Genomic DNA, 13,225 nt, shown 5'->3' with positions numbered 1-13,225 from the left:
GACTGAGACCGGCAAGCCTCGTGTCCAACGACCCGCCACACCACGGCACGGCGCTGTCGGACAACGAATGATGTCGGCGCGCTGTCTTCGAAATTCCCCTTGTTATCCCAAGAGACAGCGTGGATAAAAGAATGCGACTGATTATTCGCGTTTGTCAACATGCCGGATTTAGAATGTATTGTGGACAGCACGCCCCGCTTGTGTTGGGACCAGGCGGGGAACGAGGGTATCAAGCAGTGAAGCGCAGTCTCGACCGCAAAACCAGGATAGCGCTCGAGCCGCGCAAGCAGCCGCGGCAGCAACGGTCCAGCAAGGTGGTCGACAGGATTCTCGACGCCGCGCTGATCCTGACGCGGGAGCAAGGAACCAGGACGCCGACAACGCTCGCCATTGCGCAGCGCGCGGGCCTGTCGGTCGGCTCGGTCTACCAGTACTTTCCCAACAAGGAAGCCATTCTTCTGGACCTCGCGCGGCGCTGGCTGTCGTCCTTTCCCGAGGTGATCGCGAGGCGCATCAAGGTCGCCCCGCCCACCAACCGCGAAGAATTTCGGCGGGAAGTGCGCAAGCTCTTCATCGACACGTCGAAGCTCTATCTCGAAAACGCCACCCTGATGCCGGTGATCGAGGCCATTTCAGGCAACGCCGACCTCCGGCCGATCCAGAACGAATATGACGACCAGATCATCGCCCTCTATGCCGCATGGTTGCAGCATGTGAACCCGGCTCTTCAAGACAAGGTCGCCAGCCGACTCGGCATGCTGATGATGGAGGTCGGGCACGCATGCCGGCTCGTGGGGCTGAAAAAGGATCGCAGGACGTACGACCTCATCGAGGACGACGTGGAAACCATGTGGCTCGCTCTGGTGAACCCCTATCTCAACCTTGACTGATTGTCGCATTTCGAGAGGAATTTCATGAAGACTGTCTATTCACCGCTTCACGCCGGCCATGCCGGCCAGATGGAACTGGTTACCTCAGCCATCGTGCCCGGCTTTGAAAAGCCTTCGCGCGCGGAGTTCATCAAGGCGCGGGTCGAAAGCGAGAAGCTCGGCCCGATCATCGCGCCGGTCGAGCACGACCTTGCCGCGGCCAAGCGCGTCCACAGGGCCGACTACATCGACTTCTTGCCGACCGTCTGGCTGCAATGGGTGGCTGAGGGCCACAGCGGCACGGCCATGCCCTTTACCTGGCCGACGCGCGGCCTGCGCGGCGACGTGCCGCCCAAGCGCATCGACGCCCTGCTCGGCTACTATTCCTTCGACGGCGGCGCCACCTTCGTTGAGGGCACCTGGACCGCGATCAAATCATCCTATGACGTCGCGCTGACCGCCGCCGGCCTGGTCAAGGACGGCGAGAGGTCGGCCTTCGCGCTCTGCCGCCCGCCCGGCCATCATGCCGGGGCCGGCTTCATGGGCGGCTATTGCTACATCAACAACGCTGCGGTCGCCGCGCAATGGTTCCGTGACCAGGGTGCCAAACGCGTCTCGATCCTCGACGTCGACTACCACCATGGCAACGGCACGCAGGAGATCTTCTATGACCGCGCCGACGTGCAGGTTCTCAACCTGCACGGCGATCCGATGGTCGAATATCCGTTCTTCCTCGGCCACGCCGATGAGCGGGGCGCTGGCGCCGGCGAAGGCTTCAACATCAACTATCCCATGCCCTTCGGCACCAACTGGGATGCCTGGAATGCCTCACTGGAAGATGCCTGCGCCAGGCTCGCCGCCTATGCGCCCGACATCGTCGTCGTCTCGCTCGGCGTCGACACCTTCGAGAAGGACCCGATCAGCCAGTTCAAGCTGAAAAGCCCCGACTATCCTAAGATCGGCCAGCGCATCGCCAAACTCGGCCTGCCGACGCTGTTCGTCCAGGAGGGCGGCTATGCCGTCGAGGAGATCGGCATCAATGCCGTCGGCGTGCTGACCGGCTTCGAGGATCGTTAGATCCATCGTCCGGAGGACGGCGGTCCGCACAAAGGAAGGACAAAGGAAGGGTGGCATCAGCTGCCCTTTTTTGCATCCAGCGGCACCCGACGAGCCCGTCGCAAACGATATGGCCGGCCTGCACGGCTCGACGTCCCCACCCATGGAAAGGCACGGAGCCGGCCCCTGAGTCGCAAGCAGAGTCCCTCCGATTCGATTTTGTCAAATCGCGTTTGATGTCGGATTCATCTGCGGGTAGATTAGACCCGAATCAGCCGGTCCTCAGGGGGCGCGGCGACCACCCAAAGTCTCACGTTCCGGACTTTTCCGGCGCCAGACGCGGATGTCTTCGCGTTCCCTGAATGGATTCCGTCTGGTTGGGCGCGACCCCGCGCCTCGTGTGTGTCTCGTAAAAGTAACGCGTTTTCGAGTTCGGCGGCTGGCTCTCCCAGCAACCGGACATCAGAATCGATTCCGGCCAAAAGCAGCAGATGAGCAGTCCCGCCGCGCCTCTTCAATCCGACACATTAGGCTCGCGCCTGACGTCACGCGGTGATCTCACCAGCTTCTTCATGGAGCTGACCGCAGAGATCGGCGCCGACAGCTACATGCTGGTCGCCATCGTCCATGACCAGGACCGCAACGATGCGCGTATCGTCTCCTCGAACTGGATCTTCGACGCCATCGAACTGATCGGCAAGCGGCTGATCGCCGGCCTTGCCCAGGGACCGCTCACCGCCGCTCCCGGCATCCGTCCGACACCGTTGGTGGCGGCCCACGCGCCGGATGCCGACGGGCTGGTCTCGGGCGAAGAGGCCCGGCTGCTCGACGTGCTCGGCCATGCCGAGATATATTCTCTGCGGCTGAATGTCGGCCGCCAGCGCCTGTTCGCCTTGTTCTCGGCGGCGGCTGCAGGCCGGATCGACCAGCCGGCGCTGATGAAGGCGCAGTTGAAATGCTGCTACGCGCTCTCGCACATTCCGCAGTTGATCGCCGCCGCGGCCATGCAGGATCCGCTGTCGGACCGCGAGCGCGAATGCCTGTTCTGGGTTTCGGAAGGCAAGACCACCGACGAGGTGGCGGTCATCCTTGGCGTCTCCTCCAACACGGTCAACAGCTACATCACCCACGCCATCCAGAAATTCGCGGCCAGCAACCGTGCGATGGCCATCGCCACGGCTATCAGGAGTGGCATCATTTGAAACACGCCGCCATCAAAGACGCCGCGGAAGCCCTTTTCAACGAGCAGCACAGCCCTTTCGGCGCCTTTTCGCTGGGATCCGAGACACATCACGCCGTCACCATTCCCGATGCGGTGCGCCGCTGCCGCTGGATATCAGTCGACATCAACGCCTCGGCCTTCGGCCTGTTCTTCGTCAGCCCGTCGCCGGAGCGCGCCCGGCTGGTCCCCTGCTTTGATTCCGACTATCCCGGCACCGCTGTGGCGACGAAGTTTATTTCAGGCGCCAATGGCGAGGACATCGTTCGCCATAGCCGGATTTCGACCGAGCCGCGCTGGTGGACGGATGATGGCGTGGCAGCCATGGCCGACATGTTCGGCAATCTCGCCTGGACCGGGCAGATCGCGCCGCTGACACCCGGATCGAGCGGCATTGCCTTTCCCGTCCACGCCGATCGCGGACAATGCGGCCTCGTCGTCTTTCTGGGATCGGAGATCGCGCTGCCCCAGGATGCGCTCTACGAAATCCACGCTCGCTGCTTCTCGTTGTTTGCCGCGGTCGCGCGCATGCGTCCCGGCGATGCCGGCAGAATGCGCTCGATCTCCAAGCGCGAGCTCGAATGCCTGAAGCTGACCGCCAACGGCAACACCAGCGAGGAGATCGCGCGGCTCCTGAAACTGTCGGTGCACACCGCCAACCAGTACCTCACCCAGTCGACCCAGAAGCTCAATGCCGTCAACCGCAACCAGGCAGTCGCCAAGGCGCTGCGGCTTGGCCTGATCGAGTAAGACTGTCGCCTGATAAAGGCGCTTTAGAACGCCAGCGGTTCGACCTTGCGGATGCGGGCCTGTTCGATCACCGCCTCCAGCAGCGCCGTATTGTGCTCGGGGTCTTCGCCGGGTTTTTCAAACGACACGTAGTTGACCACGACCGTGTTGCCGGTCTCGCTCAGAGTCAGTTGGAAATAGACGGTCACGCCGGGTGGCCTGAACTCGAGGTCGAGCACGATGCGCGGGCTGCCGCTCCAGTCGACATGCGCCTCGCCACCATGGCCGAGCCTCAGTGTACCCGGCATGAAGAACAGCTCCACCGCTGAATCGACCAGGTCCGACAGGCAGGCGAAATGCTCCAGCCGGATGAAGGCGATATAGTCGGCGACGTCGATCAGCCTCAGTTCACCGACCACCTGCTCGATGGCGCTGGCGACGATGATCTCGCGGGATTTTGCGTGCGGTTGGCGGTTCATGAAATCTGTCTGCGCTCAGCCTTTTTCGAGTAGACGATCCGCACCAGTTCGGCGACGGCCTGGTAGAATTGCGACGGGATCACATTATCGACCGAAACTTGCTTGTACATGGAGCGGGCGAGCGCCACGTCCTCGAAGATCGGGATGTTGTGTTCCTTGGCGATCTCGCGGATTTTCAGCGCCACGAGGTCCTGCCCCTTCGCCACCACGAGCGGCGCCGAATCCTCGTCGCGCACATATTTCAACGCGATCGAGAAGTGGGTGGGGTTGGCGATAACAAGCGTCGCGCGCGGCACCGCCGTCATCATCCGCTTGCGCGCGCGGTCGCGGGCCAATGACCGCAGCCGCGCCTTGACGATCGGGTCGCCCTCGGACTGCTTGAACTCGTCCTTGACCTCCTGCTTGCTCATGCGCAGGTCCTGCTTCCAGTGGAAGCGCGACCAGACGATGTCGATCGCCGCGATCAGTCCCATGACGAAGACGATCGCGACCAGTATGTCGACGGCGATGCCGCGGATAACGAGGCCGAAAGCGACCGGATTGGTGATCATGCCGGAAAGCAGCTTGCGGTGATCCTCCGACAGCGTGAAAGTGAGCACGGCGATGGCAAAACCGACTTTTGCAAGGGACTTCAGGAATTCGACCCAGCCCTGGGCGCCGAACATCCGGTTCCAGCCCTTGACGATCGAGATGCGTGACATCTGCGGCCTGATCCGCTCGCCGACGAATTGCGGCATGTTCTGCAGCACCGAGGCCCCGATGCCGGCAACGGTCAGCAGCACCAGCAGGCTGAGTACGGCGCGGCCCACTTCCAGCATGACGATCTTGTAGAGCTCGATGACATCGGTCTCGGTGTCCATCGGCCAGGCCTCGGGCTTCTCGAGAAACATCGACAGGAACATGCCGAGCTCGACGATGGCGTCCTTGGCATAGAAGACGGTGAATACGAGTATGGCGACAAAGGAAGCCAGGATCGCGGTTTCTCTCGAATGGGGCAACTTGCCCTGTTCGATGGTGTCGCGGATCTTCTTTTCCGTCGCCTCTTCGGTTTTCGAATCCTTGTCGACGGCGTCGGACATGCCTTAGGCGGCGTTCTGCGTCGAGGGAAGCTCGAATGCGCCTTCGCGCGACAGCCGGATGGTGGTCGTCACGATCGTCTTTCGTGCCGCCATGATGTCGGCGGCGGGAACGCCGTCCGATCCTTGCCCGAGTTCGGCCTCGATCATGCGCCGGGAGCGGGCGCCGATCGCCGACAGTACCGCTTCGGCCAGCGCCGCCGACGTGCCGCGCAGCGCCAGCGTGACAAGCTCGGTCGACAGCCCGTCGAACAGAAGCACGCGCGCCTTCTGGGTGAGCAGCGGCAGGTCGTCAAAAGCGAACAGCCGGGCTCGGACACCGTCGAGGTCGGGCGTGCCGGCGGCTTCGAGATCCTGCATGACCTCATCGAGCAGGGGCTTTTCCAGCTCGTTGAGCACGCTGGCGACTCGCGCCTGCCCGGCCGAAGTGTCCTTGGTCGAGGTGTCCGACAGCACGCTGGCGCGCAGCCGGTTCTCGACGATCCTGGTGGCGGCCGCCGGAACATTGGCCATCGTCACCATGCGCTTGATGATTTCGCCGCGCATCGGCTTCGTCAGCGTCAAAAGCACGCTCGCCGCCGCCTGCGGCGCCAGTTTCGACAGCACCATGGCCGCCGTCTGCGGATGTTCGCCCGCGAGGAAGGCGCCCAGCCGCGAGGGTTCGAGCTTTTCGAGATCGGGCCAGATCGGCGGCGGCCCTTCAGGTGCCGCCTCCGGCTTCTTGTTGCCCATGATGGCGCTCATCTCTTCGGGGGAGAGCGACTCGTTGAGGATGGTGTCCATCCTGTCGGCGGAATCGAGCAGGCCCGCGCCCTCGGTGAACTCGGCCTCGAATTCGGCGACGATGCGCTCGAGATCGCTCTGCGGAATGGTCCTGAGCAGCCGGGCGCCCTCGATCAGCGCCTTCAGTTCTTCCTGCTTGAAGAATTTCAACAGGCGGCTGGCCGACGGTTTGCCCATCGCCACCAGTATGGCGGCCGCCTTCTGTGCGCGTGTCAGGGTCGTTAGCGGCGTTGTCATGCCTCTCGCCTCCGCTGCCATCGGCAAGCCCTGCCAGCCATGCCTAGGCGCCCTTCGTGCCGGCGATGATTTCGGTCAGCCTGATGCCGAAGCGCGAAGGGTCGCTTTCCAGCACGGTGATCTCGCCGCGCGCTATTTTGCGGCCGTTCACCACGACATCGACCGGTTCGCCGATGCGGCGGTTGAGCGCGACCGTCGAACCCTTCTGCAGGGCCATCAGATCGGCGACCGCCATCTCTGTACTGCCGAGGATGATCTGGACATCGACGGGGATGTTCATGATGACGCTTGAATTGGCCGATGCCGCGGCCCTTGCCGCCATCTCGGGGCGCTGCTCTTCTTCGTGCAGGACCCCGCGCAATTCCTCGATGGCACGGTCGAGCTGCTCGTCCGGCTGGTCGAGCGCTGGTTCTACCTTGGTCTTGGCCATGCGTCGTCTCCAAAAGCTCAGGCGCGCCCGGCACCAGCCGGCATGAGCCCGTCGATGAAATCCTGCCCGGCATCGAAGGGATGCTTGATTCGGACGGTGTAATTCTGCCCCAGTTTGCCGAACTCGCATACGAACAGCGTCTGGCCGCGCGCGCCGAGGCGAGCCCGTGATTGCGCCGTTTCGTCGAAGTCGATCACCTGGCCAACTTCGAGATCGGCGAGGTCTCCGAGCGTCAGCCGCGCCAGCGGCATGGTGGCTTCGAGCGCCACGGTCGAGCGCATCACCTCTTCCGAAAAGCGTGCCCGCCAGCTAGTGCCGTGATCGTCCTCGCTGACGCTGGCCGTACCGTCGCGGCCGGCCAGCACGATACGCTGCGGTATCGTCACCGTGATCGAGCCGCTGTCGACCGGCGTCGAGATGCCGAGGACGATGCGGATCGCGGCACCGTCGCGCAACACGTGTCGTCTGGCCTCGATGCCCGACATGGCGCGTGGCGCGGGCAGCCGCAGTTCGAGCGAGCGTCGTCCCGACCCGTTCAGCGCCTGCGCCACCTCCTGGAACACCATGGTCGAGACGTCGGCCTCGATCGGCGACAGGTCGCGCTCGATCGGCGACACCGGCATGTCCGGGTCGCCGCCGAACAGCGTCGAGACGATGATCGCGATCGCGGGAGCGTCGATGACGAGGGTCATCGCGTCCGAGGATGCCGGTGAGCCGACAACGGTCATGGCGAAGGTATCGCCGGCGCGCGAACGCGCCTCAGGGACACGGCTGACCTCGACGGCCTTGAGGTCGACGCTTACAGGAGCGCCGAGCTCGCTGGAGAGCGCCTTCTGCAGCAGCGGTACGGCCCGTTCGGCCATGGCGCGGCCGGCATCGATGACCTGATCGGCCTCGCCGCTGTCGCCGACCAGACGCTCGATGATCAACGAACGCGCTTGCAAGGGGCTGCCCGGACTCGTCATGACAGCTTTGGCGCCGATCTGTCGTGCATCGCTCAGGCGGCCTTCTTCTCGGCGCTGCCGGTGTTCATCGTGCTCTGCTCGACGGCGTCGATGGTCGGCCGCTCATAGGAGGAGATGGTCTTGCGGCCGAACTCGATCGCCACCTGCGGCAGCGCGCCGTTCATGTAGGCGAGCAGCGTCTGCTTGACGATGATGTAGAGGCGGTTCTTCTTCTCGCGCACTGTCTTGATCTTGGTGGCGACAGGTCCGACCACCGCGTAGGACAGGAAGATGCCGAGAAAGGTGCCGACCAGCGCTGCGCCGATCAGGCCGCCGAGGATTTCCGGCGACTGGTCGAGGGCGCCCATCGCCTTGACCACGCCGAGCACGGCGGCGACGATGCCGAGCGCCGGCAGGCCGTCGCCGACCGCGACCAGCGCGTGATAGGCCTTCATCTTGTCGGACTTGATGGTCTGGATTTCCTCGTCCATCAGCGCCTCGATCTCATGCGAGCGGGCATTGCCGATGATGATGATGCGGCAGTAGTCGCAGATGAAATTCATCAGGTCGTGGTTCTTGAGCACGGTCGGAAAGGCCTGGAAGATCGCCGACTCCTCCGGATTGTCGATATGCGCCTCGACCTCGCTGCGCGACTTGGAGCGCAGCTCGCGCATCAGGCTGTGCAGCACGCCGAGCGTTTCCAGGTAGTCCTGCTCCTTCGGCACAGCCTGCTTGAAGGCCTCCAGTATGCCCTTGCCGGTATCCTTGACCGTCTTCATCGGATTGGCGACCAGGAAAGTGCCGAGCGCGGCGCCGCAGATGACCACGGCCTCCCACGGCTGAACCAGCACGTGCAGATGCCCGCCCATGGCCATGAAGCCGCCAAGGACGCAGCCGAGCGTCACCACAAGTCCAATCAGAATGCCCACGACCGGTCCTTCCGCATTTCACGTCGGACAAGGGATAGTCCCCGTGCCTTGTGTGAGGCTTGAATCCGAGCCGCTATGGAACCGAAAGTTGGCGATTCAGTTTCGCGCAAGGAAGTGAGCTTATCGTGCCGGCATAGCTTCGGCCGGAGGCGTGTCCTTGCTCAGTACCTATACCAGCTACCAGTTGATCACCAAAGACATCAACAAGTCGATCGACCGCATCGAGCAACAGCCGACGGTCGATCGCGATACCCAATATTATCTCGCCAACATCACCAAGGTGAAATCGATCGACGATTTCGTCAACAATGATCGGCTGTTCAAATATGCCATGAAGGCCTACGGCCTCGAGGATATGGACTACGCCAAGGCGTTCATGGTCAAGGCGCTCAAGGAAGGCGTTTCCGATTCCAACAGTTTCGCCAACAAGCTGACCGACAAGCGCTACGCCGCTTTCGTCAGCGCCTTCAACTTCGCTGCCAACGGCGCTGATGCGACGATCTACAACAAGGCCCAGCAGCTGGTGACGAAGAACTACGCCATACAGGCGCAAATCGCCGGTCTCGATCCGAATTCGGACTATGTGAAGGGCGAGACGACTTACTATCTCGCCAACATCACCAAGGTGAAGTCCGTCGACGACCTGATGTCGAACAGCCGGCTCTACACCTACGCGCTGGCCGCATACGGCCTCGATTCGGCGACGGAGGACAAGGACCTTATCAAGCAGGTCCTGCAGGGTGGCGTGCGCGACCCCAACAGTGTCGCCAACAAGCAGACGAACCCGGCTTACGCGGGACTGGCAACGGCCCTCAACTTCGAACAGTACGGCGAGAATGCCACCACCATCAATCCAGCGCAGCAGCCGACCGTCGACAAATACATGCGCCAGACGCTGGAAGAGGATGCCGGCCAGACCAATGAGGGCGTGCGGCTGGCGCTCTATTTCCAGCGCAAGGCACCCGACATCACCAGCTGGTACGACGTGCTGGCCGACACCGCGCTTGCCAGCGTCGTGCGCACCGCGCTGGGGCTGCCCGATTCCTTCGCCACCGCCGACATCGACAAGCAGGCACAACTGTTCGGGCAGAAGCTCGACATTTCGGATTTCACGGATCCCGTGAAACTGAACAAGTTCCTGACCCGCTTCACCAGCATGTACGAGATCAACAACCCGACCTCGCCGGCCGTGACATCGATCAGCGTGCTTTTCGCCCAACCGGTCACTTCGGGCATCTCCACAGACCTGATGATGGCCATGCAGAAACTGAAGTTCTGATCATGCGAGACAGTCTTTACGTCGCCCTCTCCGCGCAGATGGCCCTCGAGCGCCGGCTCGACACGATCGCCGACAATGTCGCCAACGCCAACACCGTCGGCTTTCGTGCCACAGGGGTGAAGTTCGCGGACGTGGTGTCGGGTACCGGGCAGAAGTCGGTTTCGTTCGCGTCCTCCGGCAAGACCTTTCTGTCGGGAGCTCACGGCTCCATGACTGAGACCGGCAATCCGTTCGATTTCGCCATCCAGGGCGACGCCTGGTTCGCCATCGACACGCCGGCCGGCACCGTCATGACCCGTGACGGCCGCTTCTCCATGAACGAGAATGGCGAGCTGATGTCGGTCGAGGGGCATCCGGTGCTCGACGCCGGCGGCGCGCCGATCCAGCTCGATCCCCGCAACGGTCCGCCCAAGGCCGGCGCCGACGGCTCGCTGCGCCAGAACGACCAGCTCGTCGGCTCGATCGGCCTCTACAATTTCGACCCGGGCGAGAATTTCGTGCGCTACGGCAATTCCGGCATTGTGCCCGCACGCACGCCCGAACCGGTCACCGACCGCTCCGACATCGGCGTCGCCCAGGGATTCGTCGAGGAATCCAACGTCAATCCGGTGCTGGAAATGACCCGGCTGATCATGGTCCAGCGCGCTTTCGAGAACACGGCCGCGCTGATGCGCCAGACCGATTCCTCCACCGACGAGGCGATAAAGACGCTCGGCTCGAAGTCGTAGCATGTCGTCAGAGCAGCCATCCATCCGCGCACCCGAAAGACAGCTCCAGCCGCCGCCGGAGGATAGGCTTGCCGCTTTGGAGCGGATTATCAGGCGCTTCGGCGACAGCGACGGGCTGGTCAAGCGCGGCGGCCTCGTCACCGAGGTCACGCCGACGCACTACAAGGTGCGCGGCCTTTCCGATTTCACCAGGCTGGGTGACATTGTCGAGCAGCGCGGCCAGGCCGGTGCGCGCCGCGGCGAGATCGTCAAGATCAGCCGTGACGAGGTTGTGATCGCCCCCTTCGAACGCAGCGCCGACACCGGTATCGGCGACGCCGTGTTCCGCAGGGGTCCCCTCGCGGTGGCGCCGCATGCTTCGTGGCGCGGCCGCGCCATCGACGCGCTCACCCGGGCGATCGATGGTGGTCCGCCTTTGATCAGGGGCGACGACATGTCGGCGGCCGCTGCGACACCCGGCGCCATGGAGCGGCAACGTGTCGGCACCGCCTTCATGACCGGCGTCAAGGTCATCGACATCTTCACGCCGCTCTGCTTCGGCCAACGCATGGGCGTCTTCGCCGGCTCCGGCGTCGGCAAGTCGACGCTGCTTGCCATGCTCGCCGGCGCCGACGCGTTCGACACCGTCGTCGTGGCGCTGATCGGTGAACGCGGCCGCGAGGTCCGCGAATTCCTCGAGGACACGATCGGCGACAGCATGGCCAAGACCGTCGCCGTCGTCGCCACCAGCGACGAGAGCGCCATGATGCGCCGGCGCGCGCCCGACACCGCCATGCGTGTGGCCGAGCATTTTCGCGACCAGGGCCACCGTGTGCTTCTGGTTCTGGATTCCATCACCCGCTTCGCCCATGCGCTGCGCGAGGTGGCGACGGGAACCGGCGAGCCGCCGGTCGCCCGGGGCTACCCCGCCTCGGTCTTCACCGAATTGCCCAAGCTGCTGGAGCGCGCCGGGCCTGGAGCCGAAGGTAAGGGCTCGATCACCGCCATCATCTCCGTGCTGGTCGACGGCGACGATCACAACGATCCGGTCGCCGATTCGGTGCGCGGCATCCTCGACGGCCATGTCGTGCTCGACCGCGCGATCGCGGAACAGGGCCGCTATCCGCCCGTCAATCCGCTGTCGTCCATATCGCGACTTGCCGGCAAGGCCTGGAGCGTCGAGCAGCGAGCCCTGGTGACGCGGCTGAAGTCGATGATCTCCCGCTTCGAGGACACGCGCGATATCCGCCTGCTCGGCGCCTATCAGGGCGGTATCGACGCCGAACTCGACATGGCGGTGCGCCAGGTGCCCCTGTTCTATGAGGCACTGACGCAATCGCCCAGGGACCGTCCGTCCGCCGATCCGTTCTCCGACCTTGCCCGCCATCTCAAGGGAAAGCAGAATGCCGAACCAGGAGACTGAACGCCAGTACACCGAGCGCCTCCTGAACGAGATGATCGCCGAGGCGAACGCCGCGGAGCAGGCTCGTGCGGAGGAGGCCAGGGTCGCCAAGGCAAACGCCGCCGGCGCCATCGCTGCCAGGACCGCGGCTGTTATAGCCAGGGCCGTCAAACCGGCTTTCCCCAGATCCGAGCCCGTTCTGGGTCGGGCTGCCCTTTCCTCAACGCATGTGGTTCCCGGCGTCGATGCTCCCGAGGTGACGCAGGCAAGCCGCGAATCGCTGATCGAAGACCTTTTTTCCGTCGCCGAATGGCCGCAACCGCCAAAGCCGCAATTTCCAAAATTGAGGAAGAAGGCGGACCGTCGCAGCGACGTCGTCATAGCCGTGCTCGGCATCACGCTCGGCCTGACCTGCGCCCTGTTTCCCTGGTACATTTTCTTCAATCAGGACCAGTTCGGCGTCCAGGCGATCAAGTTCGGCGGTACCGGCACCAATTCCGGGCGCGCGGGCGGTGGGGTGGTTGCCGCACGCAGCGCACCGCTGACGGCCAAGGACGTTCCCAACACCAACGTCGACCTGCTCGCCACTGGCGCGGTGCAGGACGATTCCAGAACGGAGCCGCCCGGCGAACAGCCCTTCCCCGCCGACATCGCAAAGTTCCGCATGATCCATGTCGCCAACGGCCGAGCCATGATCGAGGACGACACCGGCCTGTGGATGGTCCAGCGCGGTTCGACGCTTCCGGATTCCAGCAAGGTATCGGCGATCGAGCAGCGCAACGGTAAATGGGTCATGCTCACCAGCGCCAACCAGGTGATCGAGCTTTCCAGGTAAGGCCGTCTCGGCTTTTGCCCAGATTCGGCTCCATTCAACGAGATAGAGCAAAATTTCGTCCGGAAACCGCTTCACACTTTCCGGCATCATGCACTAATGCATGTCGCCCGGAAGTGTCCTCGGTTCCGGGACAACGACATGCATAAAATCAGAAGCTTACAGCAGGTCGGGCGAATCCTATTCGCCGCGACATGCTGTAGCGACCGTCCGCAAGGTCCGCGCAAGACTGGCGGCCTAGTCTTTGGGCACAT

The 13,225-nt window shown here is 63.4% G+C and carries 14 protein-coding genes; 8 read left to right on the top strand and 6 right to left on the bottom strand.

What is annotated here, in order from left to right; translation table 11 throughout:
* Positions 1-236 precede the first annotated feature (236 nt).
* The 4 genes from C7I87_RS04030 (at position 237) to C7I87_RS04015 (ending at position 3,894) form a co-directional block, all read left to right on the top strand.
* Complete coding sequence (locus C7I87_RS04030) at positions 237-890, top strand: TetR/AcrR family transcriptional regulator (RefSeq protein WP_149902986.1); 654 nt, start codon at positions 237-239, stop codon at positions 888-890.
* A gap of 24 nt (positions 891-914) precedes the next feature.
* Positions 915-1,946 carry a histone deacetylase family protein gene (locus tag C7I87_RS04025; protein WP_149902985.1) on the top strand — a complete coding sequence of 344 codons (1,032 nt, stop codon included), beginning with the start codon at positions 915-917 and terminating at the stop codon, positions 1,944-1,946.
* A 470-nt stretch (positions 1,947-2,416) separates the two neighbouring features.
* A complete protein-coding gene (locus tag C7I87_RS04020) occupies positions 2,417-3,127 on the top strand; it encodes a helix-turn-helix transcriptional regulator (RefSeq protein WP_149902984.1) in 711 nt (236 codons plus the stop codon).
* A complete protein-coding gene (locus tag C7I87_RS04015) occupies positions 3,124-3,894 on the top strand; it encodes a helix-turn-helix transcriptional regulator (RefSeq protein WP_149902983.1) in 771 nt (256 codons plus the stop codon). Before C7I87_RS04020 ends, C7I87_RS04015 begins: the two co-directional genes overlap by 4 nt.
* A gap of 23 nt (positions 3,895-3,917) precedes the next feature.
* Here C7I87_RS04015 and C7I87_RS04010 read toward each other — a convergent pair whose 3' ends face one another.
* Genes C7I87_RS04010 through motA form a run of 6 tightly spaced genes read right to left on the bottom strand, consistent with a single transcriptional unit; the run spans position 3,918 to position 8,751 of the window.
* Entirely contained in the window at positions 3,918-4,352 is a 435-nt protein-coding gene (locus tag C7I87_RS04010; RefSeq protein ID WP_149902982.1) for a hypothetical protein, read from the bottom strand.
* Positions 4,349-5,431, bottom strand: a complete 1,083-nt coding sequence (gene flhB, locus C7I87_RS04005; RefSeq protein ID WP_149902981.1) for a flagellar biosynthesis protein FlhB — start codon at positions 5,429-5,431, stop codon at positions 4,349-4,351. Before flhB ends, C7I87_RS04010 begins: the two co-directional genes overlap by 4 nt.
* A gap of 3 nt (positions 5,432-5,434) precedes the next feature.
* A complete protein-coding gene (locus C7I87_RS04000) occupies positions 5,435-6,448 on the bottom strand; it encodes a flagellar motor switch protein FliG (protein ID WP_149902980.1) in 1,014 nt (337 codons plus the stop codon).
* A gap of 43 nt (positions 6,449-6,491) precedes the next feature.
* Positions 6,492-6,878, bottom strand: coding sequence for a flagellar motor switch protein FliN (fliN, locus tag C7I87_RS03995; RefSeq protein ID WP_149902979.1), 387 nt, complete (start codon positions 6,876-6,878; stop codon positions 6,492-6,494).
* Positions 6,879-6,895: 17 nt separating this feature from the next.
* Complete coding sequence (locus C7I87_RS03990) at positions 6,896-7,843, bottom strand: FliM/FliN family flagellar motor switch protein (protein WP_149902978.1); 948 nt, start codon at positions 7,841-7,843, stop codon at positions 6,896-6,898.
* A gap of 32 nt (positions 7,844-7,875) precedes the next feature.
* Positions 7,876-8,751, bottom strand: coding sequence for a flagellar motor stator protein MotA (gene motA, locus C7I87_RS03985; protein WP_015315920.1), 876 nt, complete (start codon positions 8,749-8,751; stop codon positions 7,876-7,878).
* A 157-nt stretch (positions 8,752-8,908) separates the two neighbouring features.
* Between motA and C7I87_RS03980 the strand changes: the two genes are divergently transcribed.
* The 4 genes from C7I87_RS03980 to C7I87_RS03965 are packed head-to-tail and all read left to right on the top strand — an operon-like array spanning position 8,909 to position 12,974.
* Positions 8,909-10,030, top strand: a complete 1,122-nt coding sequence (locus C7I87_RS03980; protein WP_149902977.1) for a DUF1217 domain-containing protein — start codon at positions 8,909-8,911, stop codon at positions 10,028-10,030.
* A gap of 2 nt (positions 10,031-10,032) precedes the next feature.
* Positions 10,033-10,758, top strand: coding sequence for a flagellar basal-body rod protein FlgF (flgF, locus tag C7I87_RS03975; protein ID WP_149902976.1), 726 nt, complete (start codon positions 10,033-10,035; stop codon positions 10,756-10,758).
* 1 nt (position 10,759) lies between these two features.
* Entirely contained in the window at positions 10,760-12,160 is a 1,401-nt protein-coding gene (fliI, locus tag C7I87_RS03970; protein WP_149902975.1) for a flagellar protein export ATPase FliI, read from the top strand.
* The gene (locus C7I87_RS03965; RefSeq protein WP_149902974.1) at positions 12,141-12,974 is read left to right on the top strand and encodes a hypothetical protein; all 834 of its coding nucleotides are present in this window, start codon (positions 12,141-12,143) and stop codon (positions 12,972-12,974) included. Before fliI ends, C7I87_RS03965 begins: the two co-directional genes overlap by 20 nt.
* The last annotated feature ends 251 nt before the right edge of the window (positions 12,975-13,225 follow it).

The organism is Mesorhizobium sp. SARCC-RB16n (assembly GCF_008520305.1).
GTDB lineage: Bacteria > Pseudomonadota > Alphaproteobacteria > Rhizobiales > Rhizobiaceae > Mesorhizobium.
Note: the sequence above shows the minus strand (reverse complement) of the source record. Positions and strands in the feature narration are given on the sequence as shown.